This window comes from Methylobacterium sp. GXS13, from assembly GCF_001455965.1.
GTDB lineage: Bacteria > Pseudomonadota > Alphaproteobacteria > Rhizobiales > Beijerinckiaceae > Methylobacterium.
The window spans coordinates 92349-116156 of the sequence record NZ_LKKO01000018.1; the positions used below are offsets into that span (position 1 = coordinate 92349).

Consider the following 23808-nt stretch of genomic DNA (forward strand, 5'->3'; position numbering starts at 1 on the left):
TGAGGCCGCACGCCCGTTCGGCCGGCCATCGTGGTTCAGGAGATTTTTTCGTGACCTTTCACTCTGTTGCCCAATCCTGGGCGCGCGCCGGCATGGCCGCGCTCGTCGGCGCCACCCTGTCCGTCCCGGCGCGGGCTGCCCCGGCGGATTACCGGTTCGAGCTCGTCACCCGGGAGGCCAAGGTCGGCGAGGCCGTCCTGACGGTCCGCCTGGTCGACACGCGCAGCGGCGAGCCCGTCACCGACGCGGTGATCTTCGCCAAGCGCATCGACATGGCCCCCGACAGCATGGACGAGATGACCTCGACCCTGGCGCAGCTCCCGTCCACGGAGCCCGGCCTCTACCGGTTCAAGACCCAGCTCACCATGGCGGGCGGCTGGCGGCTGTCGCTTGGGGCCAAGGTCCAGGGCGAGACCGGCACGGTGAGCGATAAGCTCGTCGTCCGGGCCGTACCGTGAGCCGCGCGGCCTGGCTGGCCGGGACCCTCGCCGCCCTGGCGGCGGGGGGCACCGGCTATGGGGCGGGGCGCGTGAGCGACGGCGCAACGCCCCTGTCCGTCGCCCGCGCCTGGGCGGGCTTCGCCTCACAGGCTCCGGCTGCCGCGCCGAAGCCTGCGGGGCCGGTGGTCTATTACCAGGATCCGGACGGCAAGCCGGTCTACTCGCTGTCGCCGATGATGACGGGGGACGGGCGCCTGTTCCGGGCCGTCCGGGCCAGCGAGGATCTGCGCTTCGACCGGCCCGACGCGGATGAACCTTCCGTCCCGGCGGGGGAGGGCGGCGGGCCTGCCACGCCTGATCGAGCGGTGCGCTACTACCGCAACCCGATGGGCCTGCCCGACACCTCGCCGGTGCCCAAGAAGGACGCGATGGGGATGGACTACATCCCCGTCTATGACGGCGACGATCCGGACCCGAGCACCGTCACGGTCTCGCCGGGCCGGATCCAGCGCACCGGCGTGCGCAGCGCCGTGGTCGAGCGCCGGGTCGTGTCGCGGCCGGTCCGGGTGCCCGGCACCGTGGCGCTGGACGAGCGCCGGGTCACCGTGGTGGCGACCCGGGCCGACGCCTATGTCGACCATGTCGAGGACGTCACCACCGGCGACCGGGTCCGGCAGGGCCAGCCCCTCCTCTCGGTCTACGCGCCGGAGATCAACGCCGCCGCCGCGCAGCTGATCGCCAATCCGGGCTTCGACGGCGCCCGCCGGCGGATCCGCAATCTCAACGTCTCCGAGGCGGTGATCGCCGAGATGGAACGCACTCGCACGGTGCCCCGCGCCATCACCTGGGCCTCACCCCGGGACGGGCTGGTGCTTGAACGGCGGGCCATTGAGGGCATGAAGGCCGCGGCCGGGGACACCCTGTTCCGGATCGCCGACCTGTCGCGGATCTGGGTCCTGGCCGACGTGCCGGAGCACGACCTCGCCGGCATCCGCGTCGGCCAGGCCGCCACCGTGCGGGTGCCCGGCCGCAGCCTCACCGGCCGGGTGGAGGTGATCTACCCGCAGGTGAACCGGGAGACCCGTTCGACCCGCATCCGGATCGAATTGCCGAACCCGGACGGGCTGCTCCTGCCCGACATGTTTGCGGATGTGGAGATCGCCACGGGCGCCACCGAGCCGGTGGTGGCGGTGCCGGAGGAAGCCGTGATCGAGACCGGATCGCGCCAGGCGGTGCTGATCGAGGCCGGGGAGGGCCGGTTCGCGCCCCGGGCGGTGGAGATCGGGCGGCGCGGCGACGGCTATGTCGAGATCCGCGCGGGCCTCCGGGCCGGCGAGCGGGTCGTCACCGCGGCGAATTTTTTGATCGACGCCGAGAGCAACCTGAAGGCCGCCCTGGCCAGCCTCGCCGCCCCGCCGGCTGCAGGGGAGGGAGGGCGATGATCGCCCGGCTGATCGCCTGGTCGGCGCGCAACCGTGTGCTCGTCCTGATCGGCACCGTCTTCGCGGTGGCGGGGGGCATCCAGGCCCTGCGCACCCTGCCGCTCGATGCCATCCCCGACCTCTCGGACGTGCAGACCATCGTCTACACCGAGTATCCGGGCCAGGCGCCGCAGGTGGTCGAGGACCAGGTCACCTACCCGCTGACCACCGCCATGCTGACGGTGCCGCGCTCCAAGGTGGTGCGCGGGGTCTCGATGTTCGGGGTCTCGTTCGTCACGATCATCTTCGCGGACGGCACCGACCCGTACTGGGCGCGCTCGCGGGTGCTCGAATCCCTCAACGGCCCGGCCAGCCGCCTGCCCGCCGGGGTGACCCCGACGCTCGGACCCGACGCCACCGGCATCGGCTGGGTCTACCAATACGTGATCCTGGCCCGGCAGCGGACTTTGGCCGAACTCCGGTCCCTGCAGGATTGGGTGGTCCGGTTCGCCGCCTCGCGCGGGGAGGGGGTGGCGGAGGTCGCTCCGGTGGGCGGCTTCGTCAAGCAGTACAGCGTGGTGGTCGATCCGAACCGCCTGCGGGCGCAGGGCATCGGCCTGAACCGCCTGCGCGATGCCATCCGGGCGAGCAACGCCGAGATCGGCGGCCGCACGATCGAGCTGTCCGAGTTCGAGGTGGTGGTGCGCGGCCGGGGCTATCTCAAGGGCCCCCAGGATCTCGGCGCCGTCGTGCTCAAGAGCGACAACGGCACGCCGGTGCGGGTGCGCGACGTCGCCCGGGTGGAGATCGGACCCAACGAGCGGCGCGGGATCGCCGAGCTCGACGGCGAGGGCGAGGTCGCCGGCGGCATCGTGGTGCAGCGCTTCGGGGCGAACGCCCGCGCCGTCATCGCCAGCGTCAAGGATCGTTTGGCCGAGATCGCCAAGAGCCTGCCGGCCGGGACCGAGATCGTGCCGGTCTACGACCGGTCGCAGCTCATCGACGCCGCCATCGCGACGCTGACCCACACCCTGGTCGAGGAATGCGCCATCGTCGCGCTGGTCTGCGTGGTGTTCCTGCTGCACCTGCGCAGCGCGCTGGTGGCGATCCTGATGCTGCCGGTCGCGATCCTGATGGCGTTTTCGGCCATGCGCGCCCTGGGGCTGAGCGCCGACATCATGAGTCTGGGCGGCATCGCCATCGCGGTCGGGGCGATGATCGACGCCGCCATCGTCATGATCGAGAACGCCCACAAGCACCTGGAGCGCGCGCCCCCGGACCGCCCCCGGGCCGAGATCCTGGTCGAGGCCGCCGCCGAGGTCGGGCCGTCTCTGTTCCTGTCCCTCCTGGTGATCACGGTCTCGTTCCTGCCGATCTTCACCCTGGAGAGCCAGGAGGGCCGGCTGTTCGGGCCGCTCGCCTTCACCAAGACCTTCGCGATGGCCGCCGCCGCGCTCCTGTCGGTGACCCTGGTGCCGGCGCTGATGATCCTGTTCGTGCGCGGCCGGATCGTGCCGGAGCACCGCAACCTGGTGAACCGCCTCCTGGTCGGAGCCTACCGCCCGCTGATCGCCGCGGTGCTGCGGGCCCGGATCCTGACGCTCCTCCTGGCTCTCGGGGTGCTCGCCGCCACGCTCTGGCCGGCGCGCCAGCTCGGCTCGGAATTCATGCCCGAGCTCAACGAGGGCACGCTGCTCTACATGCCCACCACCCTGCCGGGCCTCTCCGTCACCAAGGCGGCGGAGCTGCTGGCGACCCAGGACCGGATCATCAAGACGTTTCCGGAGGTCGCCTCGGTCTACGGCAAGGCGGGCCGCGCCGGCACCGCGACCGATCCGGCGCCGCTGGAGATGTTCGAGACGATCATCCGGCTCAAAGCCCCGGAGGCGTGGCGGCCCGGGGTGACGCTCGCGAGCCTGCGGGCCGAGATGGACAAGGCGCTGCAGTTTCCCGGCGTGTCCAACGCCTGGACCCAGCCGATCCGCGCCCGGATCGACATGCTCGCCACCGGCATCCGCACCCCCGTGGGGATCAAGCTGTTCGGCACCGATCTCTCGGCGATGGAAACGGTCGCCCGGGCGGTGGAGGCGGCGCTCCGCACGGTGCCGGGCACGACGAGCGCCTATGCCGAGCGGGTCGTGGGCGGCACGTTCCTCGACATCACCCCGGACCGGGAGGCGCTCGGCCGCTACGGGCTCAGCGTCGGCGACGTCCAGGACGTGGTCGCCACGGCGCTCGGCGCGGCCACCGTCACCACCACCGTGGAGGGGCGCGAGCGCTACGGCGTCACTGTGCGCTACCCGCGCGCCCTCCGGTCCGACCCGCAGGCCATCGCCGGCGACGTCCAGGTGGCGCTGCCCACCGGCGGGACCGTGCCGCTCGGCGCGGTCGCGTCGATCCAGCTCGCGCGCGGGCCGACATCGATCCGCACCGAGAACGGGCGGCTCGCCCTCTACCTCTACGTCGACATCGCCGGGCGCGACCTCGGCGGCTACGTCGGAGAGGCGCGGGACGTGGTGGCCCGCGCGGTGCCACTGCCGGAGGGCATGACGCTGCAATGGAGCGGCCAGTTCGAGGCCTTGGAGCGGGCCGAGGCGCGGCTGCGGATCGTCGTGCCGGCGACCCTGATGGTGATCGTCCTGCTACTCTACCTGGTGTTCCGCCGGGTGACCGAGACGCTGATCGTGCTGCTGTCGCTGCCCTTCGCGCTGGTGGGTGGCGTCTGGCTGATGTGGGCGTTGGGCTTCCACCTGTCGGTTGCCGTGGCGGTGGGCTTCATCGCGCTGGCCGGCGTCGCCGCCGAGACCGGGATCCTGATGCTGGTCTATCTCGACCAGGCGCTCACCGAGCGGCGCGCGGCGGCCGCGCGGGCCGGGCGGCCCTTCACACGGGAAGACCTGCGCGCCGCCATCATGGTCGGGGCGGTGGAGCGGGTCCGCCCGAAGATGATGACCGTGGTGGCGATCATGGCCGGCCTGGTGCCGATCCTGTGGAGCACCGGCGCGGGCTCCGAGGTGATGCAGCGGATCGCCGTGCCGATGATCGGCGGCATGGCCTCCTCGACGCTGCTGACCCTGATCGTGATCCCAGCGGTCTACGGCCTGATCAAGGGCCGCGGCCTGCCGGCGGAGGCCGACCTGCCGGGCTCTGCCCCGGACGGGGCCGCGGCCCGCTCGGCCCTTCCGAACCGGGCGTAGAGGGCCGGCAGGACCACCAGGGTCAGCAGGGTCGCGCTGATCAGGCCGCCGATCACCACGGTGGCCAGCGGCCGCTGCACCTCCGCACCCGTACCGGTGGCCAGCGCCATCGGGACGAAGCCCAGCGAGGCGACGAGTGCCGTCATGGCCACCGGCCGCAGCCGGGTCAGGGCCCCCTCCAGGATCGCCGCCCGCAGGAGCCGGCCCTGGGCGACCAGCTGCTTGATGAAGGTCAGCATCACCAGGCCGTTCAGCACCGCCACGCCCGAGAGCGCAATGAACCCGACGGCGGCCGGCACCGACAGCGGCATGCCCCGCAGCCACAGCGCCGCGATCCCGCCTGTGAGTGCCAGGGGCACGGCGGAGAACACCAGCAGCGCGTCGCGGGCGCTGGCCAGCGCCGAGGTCAGCAGCAGGAAGATCAGGACGAAGCAGGCCGGCACCACCAGGGTCAGGCGCCGCCGGGCCGAGGCGAGGTTCTCGAACTGGCCGCCCCAGGTCACGGAGGAGCCGGCCGGCAGCGCGACCTGCTCGCCGACCTTCGTCTCCGCCTCCGCCACCAGCGAGCCGATATCCCGGCCACGGACATTGGCGGTGACGACGACGCGCCGCCGGCCGTTCTCCCGCGAGATCTGGTTCGGCCCCTCGGTCACCGAGAAGCTGGCGACCTGCCGCAGGAGCACGGAGGCGACCTTGCCGTTCGGCCCCGGGGGCAGGGGGACGGGCAGGTTCTCCAGGGCCTCGCGGTCCTCCCGGACGGCGTCGGTCAGGCGAACCACGATCGGGAAGCGCCGGTCGCCCTCGAACACGTAGCCGGCGTCCCGGCCGCCGATCGCGGCGCCGATCACCTCTTGGATCGCGCTCGTGCTCAGGCCCAGCCGCGCCGCCTCGGTCCGGTCGATCCCGATCTCGAAGAACGGCAGCCCGGCGATCTGCTCGACCTTGACGTCGTCGGCGCCGTCGATGCCGCGCAGGATCGCGGCGATCTGGTTGGCGGTCTTCAGCATCGGCTCGAAGGCGTCGCCGAACACCTTGACGGCGAGGTCACCCCGGGTCCCGGCCAGCAGCTCGTTGAAGCGCAGCTGGATCGGCTGGGAGAATTCGTAGACGTTGCCGGCGAGCGCCCCGACCGCCGCCTCGATCTGCTCCTGCAGGGCCGCCTTGGTGAGCGTGGGATCGGGCCAATCCGCCTGCGGCTTCAGGATCACGAAGGTGTCCGAGGCGCTCGGCGGCATCGGGTCGGAGGCGATCTCGGCGGTGCCGGTCTTCGAGAAGACCGTGGCCACCTGCGGGAAGGCCGCAACGACCTGCTCGACCTTGAGCTGCATCGCCTGCGACTGGGTCAGGGAGGTCGAGGGGATCCGGCTGGCGTTGAGCGCGATGCTCTTCTCGTCGAGGCGGGGGATGAACTCGGTGCCGAGCCGGGTGGACAGGAGCGCCGCCCCGGCGAGCAGCAGCAGGGCCGCCCCGAGGAACGGCGCCGGCGCCCGGATCGCCCCGGCGAGCAGCGGCCGGGCGGCGGCCTTCAGGCCCCGGATCAGCGGGTTGTCGGCCTCGGTGACCCGGCCGGTGATCACGATGGCGATCAGGGCCGGTACGAAGGTCAGCGACAGCAGGAACGCGCAGGCCAGCGCAAGGATCACGGTCAGTGCCATCGGCTCGAACATCTTGCCCTCGACCCCCGTGAAGGTCAGGAGCGGCGCGTAGACCAGGATGATGATCGCCTGCCCGTAGAGGGACGGACGGATCATCTCCTCGGCCGAGGCCCGGACCGTCTCGAGGCGCTCCTCCAGGTCGAGCCGGCGCCCCAGCGCGTGCTGGCGCTCGGCGAGGTGGCGAAGGGCATTCTCGGTGATGATCACCGCCCCGTCGACGATCAGCCCGAAATCCAGGGCGCCAAGGCTCATCAGGTTGGCCGAGATTTTTGCCTCGACCATGCCGGTGATGGTCATCAGCATGGCGACCGGGATCACCAGGGCCGCGACCAGGGCGGCCCGGACGTTGCCGAGCAGCAGGAACAGGACCGCGATCACCAGGGCCGCGCCCTCGGCGAGGTTCCGGGCCACCGTGCGGATCGTGGCCTCGACCAGGATTGTCCGGTCCAGCACCGTCTGCACCACGATCCCGGGGGGCAGCGTGCGGCGGATCTGGACCATGCGCGCGTCGACCGCGGCGGCAACGGTGCGGCTGTTCTCGCCGATCCGCATCAGCGCGGTGCCGATCACGGCCTCCCGGCCGTCCTTGCTGCCCGAGCCGGTGCGCAATTCACGCCCGAACCGCAGGGCGGCGACGTCCCGGACCCGCACCGGCACGCCGCCGCGGGTGGCCACCACCACGTCGGCGATCGCCTCCATGCTCTCCAGGCGGCCGGCGGCGCGCACGACGTAGCCCTCGCCGTTATCCTCCAGGTAGCGGGCGCCCTGGTTGGCGTTGTTGGCCTCGAGCGCCCGGACGACGTCCGCGAAGGACAGGTCGAGGGCGGTCAGCTTCGTCGGGTCCGGCTGGACGTGGTACTGCTTCTCGTAGCCGCCGATGCCGTCGACGCCGGCCACCCCCGGCACGGTCCGGATCTGGGGCCGGATGATCCAGTCCTGGACCGTGCGCAGATAGGCGTTCTGCTCCAGCGCGGTGGCGAGGCGCTGGCTCTCCGGGGTCAGGTAGCTGCCGTCCGGCTGCCAGCCCGGCCGGCCCGCGGCCGCCACATCCCGTTCGCCGGGCTTCGCGTAATGGACCGACCACATGTAGATCTCGCCCAAGCCGGTCGAGATCGGGCCCATATGCGGCTCGGCCCCGGGCGGCAGGTCCCCCTTCACCTGGGACAGGCGCTCGGCGACCTGCTGGCGGGCGAAGTAGATGTCGAGCCCCTCGTCGAAGACCGCGGTGACCTGCGAGAAGCCGTTGCGCGAGAGCGAGCGGGTGTGGTCGAGGCCCTTGATGCCGGCGAGCGCGGTCTCGACCGGGTAGGTCACCTGGCGCTCGATATCCACCGGCGACAAAGCCGGGGCGAGGGTGTTGATCTGGACCTGGTTGTTGGTGATGTCCGGGACCGCGTCGATCGGCAGCCGGGTCAGCGCCGTGGCGCCGAAGCCCGCCGCCAGCAGCACGAGGAGCAGGACCAGCCAGCGCTGGCGGATCGAAACGTCGAGGATGCGGCTGAGCATGTCCGGCGCCTCAATCGTCGTGGCCGGCTTCGGCCTTGCCGAGCTCGGCCTTCAGCAGGAAGGTATTGCCCACCGCGATGGCCTCGCCCGGCGCGAGCCCGGCGGTGACCGCGTAGGATTCATCGTCGGCGCGCCCGAGCTCGACCGCGCGCATCGCGAAGCCATCGGGATTGCGCACGAAGACCACCCGCGTGCCCGCCACGGTTTGGAGGGCCGCCTTGGGTACCCGGACCGGCACATCCTCCCGGGCGATCTCGAGTTCGGCAGTCACGAAGGTACCGGGCCGCCAAGCCAAGTCGGCATTGGGCAGGGCGACCACGACCCGGGCCGAGCGCGTCTCCGGGTTGAGGAACGGGCTCACGAAGATCACCCGCCCCTCCGCGCGGCGATCGCCCCCCTCCCGGCTCGGGGTGACGGTGACCCGCGCCCCCTCCTGCACCTGGGCGAGGTCGAGGGTCGGCACCGACAGCTCGATCCAGACCGTAGAGAGGTCGGCCACGAGATAGACATCGGCCGGGTCGCCCTCCTTGCCCACCGCCGAGCCGACATCGACCCGGCGCTCGACCACGCGGCCGGCGAGCGGCGCCCGAAGCTCGTAGCGGCGCAGGGTCGAGAGGGTCGGGGTCGCCTCGTCGCGCTTCTGCGCGGCCGCGACCGCGGCGGCGTCGAGCCCGAGCGCCGACAGCTTCTGGCGGGCCAGGTCGGCGCGCAGCTGAGCCTCCAGGAACGCCGCCCGGGCGCTCTGGAACGCCGATTCCGAGGCCGAGCGCGAGGCCAGCAGCTTCTGCTGGCGCTCGAAGTTGATGGTCTGGAGTTCGACCTGGACCAGGGCGGTGAGGTACTCGCTCTTGGCGTCGGCGACCTCCCGGCTGTCGAGCACGGCGACGACCTCGTTCGTCTTGACGGAATCGCCCAGGCGCTTGCGCATCTCCGCGACGGTCCCGACCACCGGGGCCGGGACCCGGGCGATCCGGTCGGTATCCGGGGTGATCGTGCCGGGGACGAGGAGGTGGCGCGCCAGGGTCCCGCCCGTCACCGGCGCGACCGTGATGTCCTGGGACGCCACCTGCTCCGGGCTCATCCGGATCACGCCGGCCTCGGCATGCTCCCCGTGCCCGTGACCGTCAGGGTCATGATCGCCGGGTCCTTCGGACGACGCGGCCCGCGGCGGGTCGTGATCGTGCCCGGCCGGTGCGGGGCCGGGTTTGCCGGCGGGCCCGGCCCGGCCGATCGCCGCGACGCTGTCCCGGACGAAGCCGGACACGGTGGGAACCGTCGCGCCGACGACGATGCCGGCGGCTAGGAGGAGGGCGGAGACGAGAATGCGCATGGGGCCTGCCCAGCCGGGACCGCACACAGCCGCACGGCGGCTCCGATGGCTCCCGTTCAGAGGACGCGTGAGGGCGAGCCGGGCGCCTGCAAAGCCGCCCGGACAGGACGCGCGCCGACGAGCGGCGGCGTCAGCTCAGGCGCGGGGAGGCCGGGGTAGTCGGTCGGGGATGATGGAGGGCAGGGCGCGGGCGATGCGGTCCGTGACGGGCCGGCCTGGCCCCGCCGGCGGGGCAACAAGTCCGGTCTCCAGGGGCGCGACCTGATGGCAACCGCAATGGAGATGTGCGGTCACGCCGGGATCGACGGCGCCGCCGGCATCCGCGATGGACGGCCCCACGTTCCGGCCGTGCTCGCCGCCCGCGTGGAACGCCAGGTCCGATGCGAGGCTGACGCCCGGTCCGGCCAGCGACAGCGCCAGGACGAGCGCGAGCATGCGGCCGGCGATCGCCCACCAGCCGCGCACCGAGCGCCCATGCCGAACCCGAGATTCCATCGCGGCTCTTATGGGCGATCCGGCCCCGGACGCACAAGGGCCGCCCTCGACCGGGGGTTGGGGGCTCGACTGAGGGCGACAGGTCTTGGATCGGCCCCAGGCTCGAAGAAAGCGCGGGCCCAGCAAGGCACGTGCGTCTTCCTCCTCCCGCTGCGGGCTAGCGGATACACACGTCTTCGAACACGGCTCAGGCCCCATCGCCCGCACGGGCTATGATGTTCACGCATCGTCTTCGGTGCGGCACGACGCGCTCTCCTCCCCCTTGTGGGGAGGGGAAACGCGTTGCGTTTCAGAAGCCTGTCAAAGAACGAAGCCGATCTGTGAATCTGCTAGCCCGCACGGGAGAGCGGGCACGTTGCGGTCTTCACAGGCGATTGTCCCTCTCCGAAACGAGCGGCAAAGCCCCGCCATCGCCCGCGGGCTACCCCAGCTGATACACCGCTGCCAGTTCCGGATCCTTCGCGGCGACCAGCTTGGCCAGATCCACGATGACCTTGGCCTGCTTCCAGGTGGCGTCGTCCTGCATCTTGCCGTCGAGCATCACGGCGCCGGTGCCGTCGGGCATCGCCGCGACGATGCGGGCCGCGAAGGCGACCTCGGCGGGGTCGGGGGCGAAGACGCGTTTGGCGATCGCCACCTGGCTCGGATGCAGCGTCCAGGCGCCGGCGCAGCCCATCAGGAAGGCGTTGCGGAACTGCGCCTCGCAGGCATCGCCGTCGGAGAAATCGCCGAACGGGCCGTAGAACGCCTTGAGGCCGTTGGCCATGCAGGCATCGACCATCTTGGCGATGGTGTAGTGCCACAGGTCCTGCTGGGCGGTGGCCCGGGGCGCGTCGCCCGCGGGATCGCTGAGCACCCGGTAATCCGGGTGGCCGCCGCCGACCCGGGTGGTCTTCATGCCGCGCGACGCCGCGAGATCCGCCGGCCCGAGGCTCATGCCGTGCATCCGCGGGGAGGCCGACGCGATGGCGTCGACATTGGCCACGCCCTCGGCGGTCTCCAGGATCGCGTGGATCAGGATCGGCTTGGTCACCCCGTGCCGGGCCTCGAGCTGGGCGAGCAGCTGATCGACGTAGTGGATGTCCCACGGTCCCTCGACCTTGGGCACCATCACGACGTCGAGCTTGTCCCCGACCTCGGCGACGATGGTGAACAGGTCGTCCAAGATCCAGGGCGAGTTGAGGGCGTTGATCCGGGTCCAGAGGCCGGTGCCGGTGGCGGCGAAGTCGGTTGCCTGCGCTAGGGCGACGAAGCCCTTGCGGGCCGCCTCCTTCTGGTCGGCGGGGACCGCATCCTCCAGGTTGCCCAGCACCACGTCGACGGTGCCGGCGAGCTCGGGCACCCGGGCGCGGACCTTGTCGTTGTGGGGCGGGACGAAATGGATCATCCGCTCCAGCCGCACCGGCAGCTCGCGGAACGGGGCCGGCGCGCCGGTGGCGAGGGGCTGGAAGAAGCGGCGGGGCAGTTTCATCGGGTGCCTCTTGTTAGGGCTTGGCGTCTGGCCCCGGTAAGGCAGGCTTGGGCGGGCACGTAAAGGCGTGCCGTGCCGAACGCCCCTCCGACTTTCGGCGCAGATCAGCCCCGCCGGCCCGGCCGGTCGACCATGCCGACCCGGCCGCCGAAGAAGTCGCCCCGGCTGCCGGCCACCACCACGAGGCGCCGGACCTCGCCCCGCAGGAACGCCTGCAGGAAGCGGTTGTAGTCGCGGAACGAGACGCAGCCGTTCGAGGCGCCGGGCTGGCGCAGCATGTAGGTGTGGGCGAGCAGGCCGTCGCGGCCGTGGATGGCGCCGCTGCCGCCCACCGGGTTGAGGCGGATCGCCCGCACGCCGTGGAACAGGCGCTCGCGCTCGGTCAGGTCGTAGGTGGCGGGGGGCGTCGAGCCGCGCATGCGCAGATGGACGTAGCGCGGATCGTCCATGGCCTCGCCGAGACCGGAATGGGCCTCCAGCACCTCGCCGGAGGGCAGGGTCACGGTCCGGGCGCTGATGTCGTAGACGGCGGTGCCGGCGACCGATTCCGGGGCGGCGCTGATCCGGGTGCGCGGGGCCTCCTGGGGCAGGGCGTCCGGGCTGGCATAGGCCAGCGCCTGGCGCGGCTCGGAACGGGGCGCGGCGGCGCCGACGCCGAACAGCTTCTCGAGGAAGGACGGCTCCTCCGCCATGGCGGCGCGGAACACGTCGCGGGTGCGGGGCAGGGCGCGGGTGGCGACCCGAGGGGCCGGAGCCACGGCCGGGCGCCGCAGCTCGGACGGCCGGGCGACCGGGAGCGGAACGACGCTCGGCGCGAGGGCCGCGGGCGTCGGCTCTACGGCGGCGATCCGGACCGGCGCGGCTGTCTTGGCGGGCACGGCAGCGGCCTGAACGACAGGAGCCTGCGCGATCGGGGCTCGTACAACGGGGGCCTGCACGACGGGAGCCAGGGCCGGCTCGACCGACGCCATCCTGGCCTGGACCACCTTGCGGGCGACCCGCTGGGCGATCTCTCGGACCGCCGGGGATGGCTCGGCCACTGCGACCTGGAAGGACGCGGCCGGGGGCGGCGCCCCGAAGGCCGTGGCGGCGCCCGAGCCCAAAGCCGGGCTCGGATCGAGGATCCAGGCGATGCTCGGCCGCGGCGCGGGCCGGGCTTCGGGGACGGGCTGCACCTCGGCCACCGGAGCGGGCTCGCTCCCGAAGGTCGGCAGGGTGATCGGCAGGCCGTGCGGCAGGGTCAGCACGGTCCAGCCGGCCATGGACAGGGCGGCCAGCGAGATCAGCGCCGTCAGCCGGGCGCGGCGGCGGGCGCGCCGCATGGCGCTCGGGTAGGGGGCCCGGGTCGGGGGCGCGTCGGGCGTCTCGTAGGCGAGGCGCGGGTACGGCGCCGGGGCAAAGGCCTGGGCAAGCGCCGGGATCGGGGCCGCGTCGCGGTACGCGGGTCGGGAATACGCAACCTGGGCCATGCGGGAACTCGCGTACGCGCTTCCCCACTTGGCAGCCGCCGCCGTTCGCCCGCGGAGGCTTTTTCCGCGCACGTGGCCTGGGTTGCCCGTCTGGGGAGGACATCAACCGTCCAGCCCATTAGGCATCCCCATGGTTAATCTTGGCTAAAGACCCGGATGCCTCGCGCGGGCCGACATGGAACACCCGTCGAAGCGGCGCGGAACACCAGAGTATCGGTCCGAACATCGGTCGCCGCCCTCCCGAAGACTGACGCCCGCGGAAAGCGGCCTGCCGCCCGTCAGGCCGCCGGCGCCTCCATGGGCCCGTGACGGCGCGCCACGAGGAGACACAGCAGGGCCACCGGCACGCCGATCAGGGCGGTGCCGACGAAGAACCACGCGAACCCGGTCTGCTCGATGACGAAGCCCGAGAACCCGGCGAGCACGCTCCCCGGCAGGGCGCAGAGCGAGGTCAGCAGGGCGTATTGGCTGGCCGCGTGCTCGGTGGCCGCGAGCCGGGACATGTAGGTGATGAGCACGATCGACGCGAAGGCGTAGGCGAAGCCGTCGATCCCGACCGTGACCGCGAAGGTCCAGAAGGCCGCCCCGCCATGGCCGCCGTGCCAGGCGAGATAGGCCAGCGCGAGATGCGAGGCCGAGGCCACCACGGTGCCGATCAGCAGGCTCGCCATCATGCCGATCCGCGGGATGATGGCGCTCGCCAGGAAGGTGCCGCCGAGCGCGATCCAGAAGCCGAACAGCTTCGTCACCGTGGCGATGTCGGTGTTGGTGTAGCCCAAGGTCTTGAACAGCGGGATCGCCATGGCGTTCGAGACGTAGCCGGGCATCCGGAAGCCCGCCACCAGCGCCAGGACCGCCGCCGCGAGGGGTCCGAGGCGGGCGAGCAGGTCGCGGATCGGCGCCCAGACCGTCCCGACGAAACCGCCCTCCTGCGGCGGCGCGGGGGGCGGCTCCGGGGCCAGCAGCGCCGCGATCGTGCCGGGGGCGAGCAGCACGGCCATGCACAGGTAGGCGACGCGCCAGCCGTAGGCATCGGACAGGTAGAGGGCGCCTGCCCCGGCCGCGAGGTTGCCGATCCGGAAGCCGATCTCGGCCCAGGACGACATCAGTGCCTGGCGCTCGGGCGGCGCGACGGTGATGCGCCAGCCGTCGATCACCACGTCCTGGGTCGCGCCCGCCACTCCGAGCGCCAGCGAGAAGGCCACCGTCCAGGCGAGCCAGTTCGCCGGGTCGCCGAAGGCCACCCCGGCCAGCGCCAGCGCCACCAGGATCTGCGAGACCACGATCCAGCCGCGCCGCCGCCCGAGCCAGCGCCCGAACAGGGGCGCATCGTAGCGGTCGAGGAACGGCGCCCAGAGGAACTTGAGCTTGTACGCGATGGTCAGCTCGCTCATCAGCCCGATCGTCGCCAGCGGCACCTTGGCCTGGACGAGCCAGGCGGATTGCGTCGCGTAGACGAGCAGGAACGGGATGCCCTGGGCGAAGCCGAGCCCGAGCACCGCGGCGACGCGCCGGTCGGTGAACAGGGGCGTGAGGAAGGCGCCTGTGGCGGCCTTCACCGGCTCGGGCGCGCCGGTGGCCTGCGCCGGGTTTGCCATTCATGCGTCTCCTGAGCCTCGGGAAGAGAGAGCAGAGATGGGCCGGGTGTGCAACGACCGCGCGACCGTCCCCCGGGTCGCGGCTGGAGGGTTCACCGCCAGGAGGAGCCGGGTGGGCAGGAGAGGTCCTGCCGGACCGGGGACCGACCGCCAGGCCCAACGCACCCGCGGGCCGACCGTGTCGCAGACAGTAGACTTTCGATCTTCTTCGCTTACGCTACAGATACACCAAGCACATTCCGAGATGATTCGCGCCGATCAGCTCCGCATACATCTCATCAAGACTGACGACACATGGGCTATGAACTTGCCATCAAGGTCATCGAATGCGTCCTTCCGGTCATATGCGTCGGGCTGACCGGATATCTCTGGGTCATTTCTGGTCGAAAGCTGGACGGCGCGATCCTGACGCCCATCGCCACGGACATCGCCACACCCTGCCTGATCGTATCGACACTCCTGAAGACGCAGCTTGAGCCGGAGATCTTCGTCTCGACGGCTGCCGCCTCGGTCGTGGCGCTGGCTCTCTTCGCGCTGCTCGGTGCGCCGCTGATCATGGCCCTCGGCCTGCGGGTGACGACGTTTTTGCCCGCGATCGCCTTCCCCAACGCGGGCAATCTCGGACTGCCGATCGCCCTCTACGCCTTCGGGCCGCCGGGCTTGGCGCACGCCGTGATCTTCTTCGCCCTTTCTTCGATCGCGAACTACACGATCGGCCAAGCGATCATCTCGGGACGCTCGAACTGGCGGGCGATCCTGCGGATGCCATTGATCTATGCGGTCATCGTCGGCGCCGCGGCGGCCTATTGTCGGATCCCCGTCCCGAAGGCTCTTGTCGACACCCTGACCCTCGTCGGCGGCATGGCCGTCCCGCTGATGCTGCTCCTGCTCGGCGCGTCGTTGGCGAAGCTGTCGGTTCCGGCGATCAACCACGCCCTGGCGGCATCCGCACTGCGCATCGGATTGGGTTTGGTGATCGGACTGCTCGTCGCGTTCGTGTTCGGGATGCGGGGGATCCAGAGACCAGCCTTCATCCTGCAGTGCTCGATGCCATCGGCCGTCTACACGTTCCTCTTTGCCCAGAGATGGAACAATCAGCCCGAAGAGGTTGCCGGTGTCGTCTTCGTCTCGACGATCCTATCGATCGCTTCGACACCGATCATCTTGATGAGCCTGCTGAATCAGGCTTGAAGCGGGAGGATCCAGCCATGGAACGCGCGACGAACGACAGAGCTTCGGGGCTTCCCGGACACTCGGACGGTCCGGACGCCGCCGCAGCGAGGCAGGCCGAGGCGACCCTGTTCCCGATGCACCTGAGCACCTGCTGCCGAAGCCTCGCCGAGGCGCGCCATTTCTACGACACGCTCCTCGGCTGCCGCGAGCGCCGGTGCACCCCGACATCGGTGCATTTCGACTTCTTCGGCAGCCAGCTCACGCTGCACGAGGTCGCGGGCTACAACGCCGGGAATCTCCACCGCGAGGTCGACGCCGAGGATGTGCCGGTCCCCCATTTCGGGGCGGCCCTCGACGTGGAGGCCTTCCACGCCGCTGCCAAGCGCCTCGTCGAGGCCGGCACCGCGTTCGTCCTGGAGCCGCACAAGCGTTTTCTTGAGAAAGGCCACGAACAGTGGGTGCTGTTCGTGCTCGACCCCTCGGGCAACGCCATCGAACTCAAGAGCTTCACCAAGGTGCCGACGGGCACTTGGTGTTGAATCGATCCGGCGGCGCAGGCTGCCGGATCGCCGCATGCGTCAAGGTCACCGTCAGCTGAACGCGCGGAACGGGACGCCCTGCGCGAGACTACCTACCACAGCCTCGCGCCCGCCTGTGGGGCTGGCGGTGCAACCAACGGTCCGCCGATCCAGGCCACGTCATCCTGAGCTGCCGCCTAGCAGCTTCGAAGGCGCCTCCAGGGATCGCGCGGCTGGCCGGAGCCCTCCTCTAAGGCCTGCGCTGCGTTCCGGCGCCCAGGATGAGGAGGTGGGTGGGAGGAGTGTTGCTCGGCCCCCCCCTCACGCCGCCTTCTTCACCCGTTCGGCGATCTTCACCAGGCTGCGCAGCACCTCAGTGGCGGTCTTGAGCCGGGCCGGGATCGTGGTGAGTTCGCGCACGAACACGACGCTCATGTCGGGCCGGACCTTGGCGAAGGAGGCCTGCTCGGCCACGAACGCCACCAGGCCCTGCGGGTTGGCGTAGGACTTGTCCCGGAAGTGCACGACCACGCCCTTCGGGCCGGCCTCGACCTTCTCGACATTGGCCTTGAGGCACAGGATCTTGATCGTGCCGATCTTGAGGAGCTGCTCCACCTCCGGCGGCAGCGGCCCGAACCGGTCGATCATCTCGGCCCCGAAGCTCTCCATCTCGGCATCGTCCTGGAGGGTGGCGAGCCGCCGGTAGAGGGACAGCCGCGCGCCGAGATCCTCGACATAGGTCTCCGGGATGGTCACCGGGGCGCCGAGCGCGATGGTCGGCGACCACGCCTCCTCGGGCACGTCCTCGATGCCGGCCTTGAGCGCCGTGACCGCGTCCTCCAGCATCTGCTGGTAGAGTTCGTAGCCGACCTCCTTGATGTGGCCGGACTGGGCGTCGCCCAGGAGGTTGCCGGCGCCGCGGATGTCGAGGTCGTGGCTGGCGAGTTGGAAGCCCGCGCCGAGGGTGTCGAGGGTCTGCAGCACCTTGAGCCGCTGCTCGGCCTGGGTCGTGAGCTGGCGGTTGGCCGGGGTCGTGAACAGCGCGTAGGCCCGGGCCTTCGAGCGGCCGACGCGGCCGCGCAGCTGGTAAAGCTGGGCCAGGCCGAACATGTCGGCCCGGTGCACGATCAGCGTGTTGGCGGTGGGGATGTCGAGGCCGGATTCCACGATGGTGGTCGAGAGCAGCACGTCGAACTTGCCCTCGTAGAACGCGGTCATCACGTCTTCGAGCTGGCCCGCCGCCATCTGGCCGTGGGCGATCGCAACCTTGATCTCCGGCATCTCGGCATCGAGGAATTTCTTGACCTCCGCCAAGTCCTCAATGCGCGGCACGACGTAGAACGACTGCCCGCCGCGGTAGCGCTCGCGCAGCAGTGCCTCCCGGATGGTCAGCGGATCGAACGGCGTCACGAAGGTGCGCACCACCAGCCGGTCCACCGGGGGCGTGGCGATGATCGAGAGCTCGCGCACGCCGGTCATGGCGAGCTGGAGCGTGCGCGGGATCGGGGTCGCCGAGAGCGTCAGCACGTGGACATCCGCCTGGAGCGCCTTCAGCCGCTCCTTGTGGGCGACGCCGAAATGCTGCTCCTCGTCGACGATGATCAGGCCGAGATCCTTGAACGCGATGTTTTTCGCCAGCAGCGCGTGGGTGCCGACCACGATGTCCACCGTGCCGGCGATCAGGCCCGCGCGGGTCTGCTTCATGTCCCCGGCCGAGACGAACCGGGACAGCTGCGCGACCTCGATCGGCAGGCCCTTGAAGCGCTCGGAGAAGGTCCGGAAATGCTGGCGGGCGAGCAGGGTGGTCGGCACGATCACCGCCACCTGCTTGCCGGCGATCGCCGCCGCGAAGGCGCCGCGCAGAGCCACCTCGGTCTTGCCGAAGCCGACATCGCCGCAGACCAGCCGGTCCATCGGTCGGCCGGCATTGAGGTCGTCCAGCACCGCGTCGATGGCGTTGGCCTGGTCCTCGGTCTCCTCGAACGGGAAGCGGGCGGCGAACTCGCCGTAGAGCCCCTCGGGCGCCTTGAGCACCGGGGCCTTCCGGACGAAGCGCTGGGCCGCGACCTTGATCAGCTCGCCCGCCATCTCGAGGATGCGGCGCTTCATCTTGGCCTTGCGGGCCTGCCAGCCGCCGCCGCCGAGCCGGTCGAGGGCGACCTCCGAATCCTCCGAGCCGTACCGGGTCAGGAGCTCGATATTCTCCACCGGCAGCAGCAGTAGGCCGCCGGTATAGCTCAGCTCCAGGCAATCGTGCGGGGCGCCGGCGGCGTGGATCGTCTTGAGGCCGGAGAACCGGCCGATGCCGTGGTCGGCATGGACGACGAGGTCGCCGGGCTGGAGCGCCTGCACCTCTAGGATCACGTCCTGGGGTCGCTTGGCCTTGCGCTTCTGGCGCACCAGCCGGTCGCCCAGGATGTCGCCCTCGGACACGACGGCGAGCTCGCCCACCGTGAAGCCCGCCTCGAGGCCCCAGACCGCCACGGCGGCGTCCGAGCCGCGCTTGAGCGCGTAGACGTCCGAAAGGCGGGTGATCGCCACCGGCTTCTTCAGGCCGTGGTCGGTGAGCACGCCGCAGAGCCGGTCGCGGGAGCCGTCGGACCAGGATCCCAGGATCACGTGATGCCCGGATCCCTGGAGGTCGCGGATATGGGCCACCGCCGCGTCGAACACGCTGGCGCTCTCGTTCGCGCGCTCCGGGGCGAAGGTGCGGCCGGCCTTGGCACCGCAATCGATGACCGCGCGCTCGGGCGAGTCCGGCTGGGCGAAGGGCGTCAGCCGCGCCACCGTGGCGGTCGCGATCCGCTCCTTCAGCTCGTTGGGGGTCAGGTAGAGGGCGCGCGGCGGCAGGGGCTTGTAGGGGGCGACGCCGGACTGGGGCGTCTTCATCGCGCCCTCGCGGGCCTGGTAGTAATCCTGCACGAGGCTGATCCGCTCGGCGGCGGCGTCCTCGACCTGCGGGTCGAACACCAGCGGCACGCCGCCGAGATAATCGAACAGGGTGTCGAGGCCGTCATAGAACAGCGGCATCCAGTGCTCGAGGCCGGCATAGCGGCGGCCCTCGCTCACGGTCTCGTAGAGCCGGTCGTCCCGGGTCGCCGCGCCGAAGCTCTGGATGTAGCCCTGGCGGAAGCGCCGGATCGTCTCGGTGGTGAGCTGGACCTCGCTCATCGGCATCAGGTCGAGCGAGCGCAATTGGCCGGTGGTGCGCTGGGTCTCCGGATCGAAGGCGCGGATCGATTCCAGCGTGTCGCCGAAGAAATCGAGGCGGATCGGCACCGGCAGGCCCGGCGGTGACAGGTCGAGGATGCCGCCGCGCACCGCGTACTCGCCGGTATCCCGCACGGTCCCCGTGCGCAGGAACCCGTTGGCCTCGACCCAGGCGACCACGTCGTCCATCGCCACGACGTTGCCGATCGCGGCCGAGAACGCCTCCTTGGCGATGTGGCCCCGGGGCGGCACCCGCTGCACCAGGGCGTTGACCGTGGTGCAGAGGATGCGCGGGCGGTCCTCGGCGGAGCGGGTCCGGGCGAGGCGGGCCAAGGCGGTCATCCGGGCGGCGGCCGTGGCCGTGGTCGGCGAGACCCGGTCGTAGGGCTGGCAGTCCCAGGCCGGCAGGTTCATCACGTCCATCTCGGGCGCGACGAAGCCGAGCGCCGACTGGAACGCCGCCGAACGCCCGGAATCGCGCGCCACGTGGACCAGCACCGCGGGGGCGTCGACGGTGGGCGCCAGCGCCCGGGCGAGGTCGGCCACCGCCAGGGCGTCGAACCCCTCAGGCGCGTTCGCCAGGACCGGGCTGTCGCCGCGCTTCAGGGCCTCGAGCACCTGCGCGAGCGCCGAGGATTTCGGCAGGGCGAAGCGCGCGACCTGCGGCTTTGCTGCGGGGGCAGGGGGCTTCGGGGAGGATTTCGGCTGGGGCTTGGCCATCGGGTCTTTCGCGGGGAGTCCCGCCGGGCACAGGGAGGGCTGACGCGGGCCGGCGTTAGCCCATTGAGCCGTCGTGATAAAGCATCCCGGCGGCGGCGTTGGGGTGGCTGACGGTGCCCTATATGGCGGCTACGCTCCAGCATGGAACGCGTGTTCAAGTGCGATTCGGGGAAGCAGGCGCTCTTGCTGGAGGCGCGGCACTTTCACCGCGTCGGACGATCACAGGGGAATCCGCCATGGCGCATGACGACGCTATCCTGTTCACGCGCCTGGCGGATGGAACGCTGCTGCAACGTCATCGCGATGGCGCGTTCCGCGCCGGTGGTTACCCGGAGCGACCGCGTCAAGCTCGCGGCCCTGACGGACGAAGAGATAGAGCGCATGGGCGCATCCGACCCGGATCATCCCAGTCTCGACAATGCCTTCTGGGAGCAAGCGACACAGGTTCGAGGCGCTGTCGCTCTTGCAGACTGCCACTCGCGCCCTCTCCCGTGTGGGACAGGGCAGGGGTGAGGGGACAGGTTCATCAGGAGGAGGCGCATCCCTCACCCTGTCCCCCCTCCCGCACGGGAGAGGGGACCCGCGCCCGCCAGGAGTCACATCGTGACCTGTTCAAAGGCGAAAACCTGATTGGGCAGCCCCCCTTGCGGGCAGCCGGGAAGGGGCGCTGAGCCCTTGAACCCTACGCGTCGGGCCCGACGATCTCGGCCAGCGCCGCCTCGACCCGGCCGCGGAAGAAGTCGGCGTTGGGCATGCCCTCGGTCATCGTGGCAGCCCGGCCGGTGGCCTGGCGCAGGATCTCGGAGCGCAGCGCCGGGTCGCTGCGCTCCATCATCTCCAGCATGATGCGGACCACGATCTCGGTGGCGATCGACCGGGCCGGGTGGTCGTAGGGGGGCTTGGGCTCGTCCATCGCGGGATCTCGCTCTCAGGAATGGATCGGCGCGTCGTGCCGGTGGAACGCCCGCACGCGCCGCCAGACCGACGTGTCGTAGTTCGACGGCGTCTCGGCCTCGCCGGTGAGCCACTTGAACAGGTCGCGGTCCGGCACCTCGATCAGCGCCTCGAACTGGTCGAGTTCCACCTCCGACAGGGTCCCGATCTCCGCATCGGCGAAGCGGCCCATGATCAGGTCCATCTCGCGGATGCCCCGGTGCCAGGACCGGAAGAGCAGGCGGCGGCGGCGCGGATCGAGGTCGGCGCTGGTGCGGGTGGTGCCGGACATTTTGTGGGACTTCCGGTCGGAGGGTAGGCAGGGTGAAGATAGGCGGCCGGGCGCCATGGATCCAGGATCCGGGTTTCAGATCGGGCTGCAACGGCAGGGCGAACGGCAAAAACGAATTGCCTCCGGCGGCCGCTCCGTTATCTCGAGTCCGCGACGTCCCGGCGCAACGGGGCTCGAGCGGGAGTACGACGATGCCGAAGGCGATCCGGGTCTACGAGTACGGCGGCCCCGAGGTGATGAAGTTCGAGGACGTGCCCCTGGCCGAGCCCGGCCCCGGGCAGATCCGGGTCAAGCAGGCGGCCATCGGCGTCAACTTCATCGACATCTACTTCCGCACCGGCGCCTACAAGTCGCCGCACCTGCCCTACACCCCCGGCAAGGAGGGCGCCGGCACCGTCTCGGCGGTGGGCGAGGGGGTGACCCAGTTCAAGCCCGGCGACCGGGTGGCCTACGGCTCGGTGCCGGATGGCTGCTACGCCGAGGAGGCGGTGATCCCGGCTTCCGCCGCGGTCCCGATCCCCGACGGCGTCGACGAGACAACCGCCGCCGCGATGATGCTCAAGGGCCTCACCGTCGAGTACCTGCTGCACCGGACCTACGCGGTGAAGCCCGGCGACACGATCCTGTGGCAGGGGGCCGGCGGCGGCGTCGGCCTGATCGCCTGCCAATGGGCCAAGCATCTCGGCGCCACGGTGATCGGCACCGCCGGCAGCCCCGAGAAGGCGGCGCTGGCCAAGCAGAACGGCTGCGACCACGTCATCCTGTACCGCGAGGAGGACGTCGCCAAGCGGGTGCGCGAGATCACCGGCGGCAAGGGCGTGCCGGTGGTCTATGACGGCGTCGGTCAGGCGACCCTGATGGGCTCGCTGGACAGCCTCGCGCCGCTCGGCCTGCTGGCGAGCTTCGGCTCGGCGTCGGGCGCGATCACTGGCCTCGACCTGGGGCTCCTCGCCCCCCGCGGCTCGCTCTACGTGACCCGGCCGACGCTCGCGACCTTCTCGTCCAACCGCGCCACCCTGGAGGCGGCGGCCGCCCGCCTGTTCAAGGTGGTCGGCGACGGCGCCGTGAAGATCGCCGTCAACGCGACCTACCCGCTGGCCGAGGCGCAGCAGGTGCACCGGGACCTGGCCGGCCGGGAGACCACCGGCTCCATCGTGATGCTGCCGTGACACCCGGCGCCGCCGACCTGCTCCTCGTCATCGACGTGCAGGTCGATTTCCTACCGGGCGGGGCTCTCCCCGTCCGGGACGGCGACGCGGTGGTCGCGCCGATCAACGCGCTCCAGCGAAAATTCCGGCACGTGGTGCTGATGCAGGACTGGCATCCGGCCGATCACGTCTCCTTCGCCGACACCCATCCGGGGCGGGTTCCGTTCGAGACCGTGGCGCTGCCCTACGGGTCGCAGGTGCTGTGGCCCCGGCACTGCGTCCAGGGCAGCCCGGGGGCGGGGTTCGCGCCGGGGCTGGCCACCGACCGGGCGAGCCTGGTGGTCCGCAAGGGCCTGGATCCGCGCGTCGACAGCTACTCGGCGTTTCTCGAAGCCGACCGCACCACCCGCACCGGGCTCGCCGGGGCGCTCGCCGAGCGCGGCATCACCCGCGTCGTCCTGTGCGGGCTCGCCACCGATTTCTGCGTGCTCTGGAGCGCGCTCGACGCCCGCGCGGCGGGTTTCGACGTGTGGGTGGCGGCGGATGCGGTGCGGGGCATCGACCTCGACGGGTCGGTCGCCGACGCGTGGTCCCGGATGGAGGCGGCCGGCGTGCGCCGGATCGAATCCGCCGCGATCGCCTGACGGCCCCCGGGAGGCGAACCGCCGCATGCCGACCGGGAGACCGCCCGGGGCCCGACGCGTTGGCCCGGCTCCGAGACCCGACAGGAGCCAGGCGATGTCATCCAAGCACCCGAAGACCGAGACCCCGACCGATGCCGATCTCAAGGGCAATCCTGGCATCGGCACGTCCAAGGGCATGAGCGGCGCCGACCCGGAAGATTTGGAGGCCGACTCGACCTTCGAGGGCGACGTCGAGAACGAGACCAAGACGGATGGCGGCATCGACCCGAACCACCGCCCGCGCAAGAACGCGTAGGAAGAGAGAAGCCCGGGCCTGTCCGGCCCGGGCGCCGTCGAGGCCGCGGGCGCGGGCCGGCGCCTTCGGCCGCTGCGGCGCGGCGATCCCGCCGGTGAGGAAGCCGGCGCCGGGGCCGCCCGAGGACAGGTAGAGCTGCGGCGGGCTCGCAGGGTAGCCCCGCAGCAGCGCCGCGTTGGCGGCGCCGAACGAGGCGGTACTGTCGGCGGGGGCGGCGCCTACGGGGGGGGTCACCGGCAGGGCGGCGGCCAGGGGCAGCGACGTGTTCGTCGACATGGGGGGGTCTCGGGTCG

General features: G+C 71.2%; 17 protein-coding genes. 8 read left to right on the forward strand and 9 right to left on the reverse strand.

Annotated features, from left to right (window positions below; genetic code table 11):
• The first annotated feature begins 92 nt into the window (after window positions 1-92).
• From AO398_RS05530 to AO398_RS05540, 3 genes are read left to right on the forward strand one after another with little or no spacing between them, the layout of a single operon-like run.
• On the forward strand, window positions 93-458 hold the full coding sequence (locus tag AO398_RS05530) for a FixH family protein (RefSeq protein ID WP_058191024.1): 366 nt from the start codon (window positions 93-95) through the stop codon (window positions 456-458).
• Window positions 455-1882 carry an efflux RND transporter periplasmic adaptor subunit gene (locus tag AO398_RS05535; protein ID WP_058191025.1) on the forward strand — a complete coding sequence of 476 codons (1428 nt, stop codon included), beginning with the start codon at window positions 455-457 and terminating at the stop codon, window positions 1880-1882. Before AO398_RS05530 ends, AO398_RS05535 begins: the two co-directional genes overlap by 4 nt.
• Entirely contained in the window at window positions 1879-5058 is a 3180-nt protein-coding gene (locus AO398_RS05540; RefSeq protein ID WP_058191026.1) for a CusA/CzcA family heavy metal efflux RND transporter, read from the forward strand. The genes AO398_RS05535 and AO398_RS05540 overlap by 4 nt, the downstream gene beginning before the upstream one ends.
• Here the strand turns inward: AO398_RS05540 and AO398_RS05545 are convergent.
• The 6 genes from AO398_RS05545 to AO398_RS05570 form a co-directional block, all read right to left on the reverse strand.
• Window positions 4956-8219 (reverse strand): CusA/CzcA family heavy metal efflux RND transporter, encoded by a 3264-nt coding sequence (locus AO398_RS05545; RefSeq protein WP_058191027.1) that lies wholly within the window; start codon window positions 8217-8219, stop codon window positions 4956-4958. The two genes, AO398_RS05540 and AO398_RS05545, sit on opposite strands and share 103 nt — an antisense overlap.
• 10 nt (window positions 8220-8229) lie before the next feature.
• Entirely contained in the window at window positions 8230-9549 is a 1320-nt protein-coding gene (locus AO398_RS05550) for an efflux RND transporter periplasmic adaptor subunit (RefSeq protein ID WP_058191028.1), read from the reverse strand.
• Between the two features lie 135 nt (window positions 9550-9684).
• Complete coding sequence (locus tag AO398_RS05555; RefSeq protein WP_058191029.1) at window positions 9685-10044, reverse strand: hypothetical protein; 360 nt, start codon at window positions 10042-10044, stop codon at window positions 9685-9687.
• 421 nt (window positions 10045-10465) lie between these two features.
• Window positions 10466-11515 carry a CoA ester lyase gene (locus tag AO398_RS05560; protein ID WP_058191030.1) on the reverse strand — a complete coding sequence of 350 codons (1050 nt, stop codon included), beginning with the start codon at window positions 11513-11515 and terminating at the stop codon, window positions 10466-10468.
• A gap of 104 nt (window positions 11516-11619) precedes the next feature.
• Window positions 11620-12984, reverse strand: a complete 1365-nt coding sequence (locus AO398_RS05565; protein ID WP_058191031.1) for a tlde1 domain-containing protein — start codon at window positions 12982-12984, stop codon at window positions 11620-11622.
• A 278-nt stretch (window positions 12985-13262) separates the two neighbouring features.
• Window positions 13263-14582, reverse strand: coding sequence for an MFS transporter (locus AO398_RS05570; protein ID WP_058191032.1), 1320 nt, complete (start codon window positions 14580-14582; stop codon window positions 13263-13265).
• A gap of 294 nt (window positions 14583-14876) precedes the next feature.
• Between AO398_RS05570 and AO398_RS05575 the strand changes: the two genes are divergently transcribed.
• Window positions 14877-15773: an AEC family transporter gene (locus AO398_RS05575; RefSeq protein ID WP_058191033.1), complete on the forward strand. Its 897-nt coding sequence runs from the start codon at window positions 14877-14879 to the stop codon at window positions 15771-15773.
• 17 nt (window positions 15774-15790) lie between these two features.
• Window positions 15791-16294, forward strand: coding sequence for a VOC family protein (locus tag AO398_RS05580; protein ID WP_058191034.1), 504 nt, complete (start codon window positions 15791-15793; stop codon window positions 16292-16294).
• A 300-nt stretch (window positions 16295-16594) separates the two neighbouring features.
• On the opposite strand, the gene mfd is transcribed toward AO398_RS05580, so the two are convergent.
• The 3 genes from mfd to AO398_RS05600 all read right to left on the reverse strand — a co-directional run bounded on the left by mfd (window position 16595) and on the right by AO398_RS05600 (window position 21428).
• Window positions 16595-20203 (reverse strand): transcription-repair coupling factor, encoded by a 3609-nt coding sequence (gene mfd / locus AO398_RS05585; RefSeq protein ID WP_058191035.1) that lies wholly within the window; start codon window positions 20201-20203, stop codon window positions 16595-16597.
• A gap of 682 nt (window positions 20204-20885) precedes the next feature.
• Complete coding sequence (locus tag AO398_RS05595) at window positions 20886-21116, reverse strand: hypothetical protein (protein WP_058191037.1); 231 nt, start codon at window positions 21114-21116, stop codon at window positions 20886-20888.
• Between the two features lie 15 nt (window positions 21117-21131).
• Window positions 21132-21428 (reverse strand): succinate dehydrogenase assembly factor 2, encoded by a 297-nt coding sequence (locus AO398_RS05600; RefSeq protein WP_058191038.1) that lies wholly within the window; start codon window positions 21426-21428, stop codon window positions 21132-21134.
• 191 nt (window positions 21429-21619) lie between these two features.
• On the opposite strand from AO398_RS05600, the gene AO398_RS05605 reads away from it, so the two are divergent.
• The 3 genes from AO398_RS05605 to AO398_RS29285 all read left to right on the forward strand — a co-directional run bounded on the left by AO398_RS05605 (window position 21620) and on the right by AO398_RS29285 (window position 23515).
• The gene (locus tag AO398_RS05605) at window positions 21620-22597 is read left to right on the forward strand and encodes a quinone oxidoreductase (protein ID WP_058191039.1); all 978 of its coding nucleotides are present in this window, start codon (window positions 21620-21622) and stop codon (window positions 22595-22597) included.
• The gene (gene pncA, locus AO398_RS05610) at window positions 22594-23220 is read left to right on the forward strand and encodes a bifunctional nicotinamidase/pyrazinamidase (protein WP_058191040.1); all 627 of its coding nucleotides are present in this window, start codon (window positions 22594-22596) and stop codon (window positions 23218-23220) included. The genes AO398_RS05605 and pncA overlap by 4 nt, the downstream gene beginning before the upstream one ends.
• 94 nt (window positions 23221-23314) lie before the next feature.
• Window positions 23315-23515, forward strand: coding sequence for a hypothetical protein (locus AO398_RS29285; protein ID WP_058191041.1), 201 nt, complete (start codon window positions 23315-23317; stop codon window positions 23513-23515).
• Window positions 23516-23808: the final 293 nt, after the last annotated feature.

What these genes read in the sequence shown, in the direction of transcription:
- AO398_RS05600 (WP_058191038.1), bottom strand. Translation starts at nt 21,428, where the DNA reads ATGTCCGGCACCACCCGCACCAGCGCCGACCTCGATCCGCGCCGCCGC.
- AO398_RS05565 (WP_058191031.1), bottom strand. Translation starts at nt 12,984, where the DNA reads ATGGCCCAGGTTGCGTATTCCCGACCCGCGTACCGCGACGCGGCCCCG.
- AO398_RS05545 (WP_058191027.1), bottom strand. Translation starts at nt 8,219, where the DNA reads ATGCTCAGCCGCATCCTCGACGTTTCGATCCGCCAGCGCTGGCTGGTC.
- AO398_RS05560 (WP_058191030.1), bottom strand. Translation starts at nt 11,515, where the DNA reads ATGAAACTGCCCCGCCGCTTCTTCCAGCCCCTCGCCACCGGCGCGCCG.
- AO398_RS05575 (WP_058191033.1), top strand. Translation starts at nt 14,877, where the DNA reads ATGGGCTATGAACTTGCCATCAAGGTCATCGAATGCGTCCTTCCGGTC.
- mfd (WP_058191035.1), bottom strand. Translation starts at nt 20,203, where the DNA reads ATGGCCAAGCCCCAGCCGAAATCCTCCCCGAAGCCCCCTGCCCCCGCA.
- AO398_RS05530 (WP_058191024.1), top strand. Translation starts at nt 93, where the DNA reads ATGGCCGCGCTCGTCGGCGCCACCCTGTCCGTCCCGGCGCGGGCTGCC.
- AO398_RS05570 (WP_058191032.1), bottom strand. Translation starts at nt 14,582, where the DNA reads ATGGCAAACCCGGCGCAGGCCACCGGCGCGCCCGAGCCGGTGAAGGCC.
- AO398_RS05550 (WP_058191028.1), bottom strand. Translation starts at nt 9,549, where the DNA reads ATGCGCATTCTCGTCTCCGCCCTCCTCCTAGCCGCCGGCATCGTCGTC.
- AO398_RS05580 (WP_058191034.1), top strand. Translation starts at nt 15,791, where the DNA reads ATGGAACGCGCGACGAACGACAGAGCTTCGGGGCTTCCCGGACACTCG.
- AO398_RS05540 (WP_058191026.1), top strand. Translation starts at nt 1,879, where the DNA reads ATGATCGCCCGGCTGATCGCCTGGTCGGCGCGCAACCGTGTGCTCGTC.
- AO398_RS05595 (WP_058191037.1), bottom strand. Translation starts at nt 21,116, where the DNA reads ATGGACGAGCCCAAGCCCCCCTACGACCACCCGGCCCGGTCGATCGCC.
- AO398_RS05605 (WP_058191039.1), top strand. Translation starts at nt 21,620, where the DNA reads ATGCCGAAGGCGATCCGGGTCTACGAGTACGGCGGCCCCGAGGTGATG.
- AO398_RS29285 (WP_058191041.1), top strand. Translation starts at nt 23,315, where the DNA reads ATGTCATCCAAGCACCCGAAGACCGAGACCCCGACCGATGCCGATCTC.
- AO398_RS05555 (WP_058191029.1), bottom strand. Translation starts at nt 10,044, where the DNA reads ATGGAATCTCGGGTTCGGCATGGGCGCTCGGTGCGCGGCTGGTGGGCG.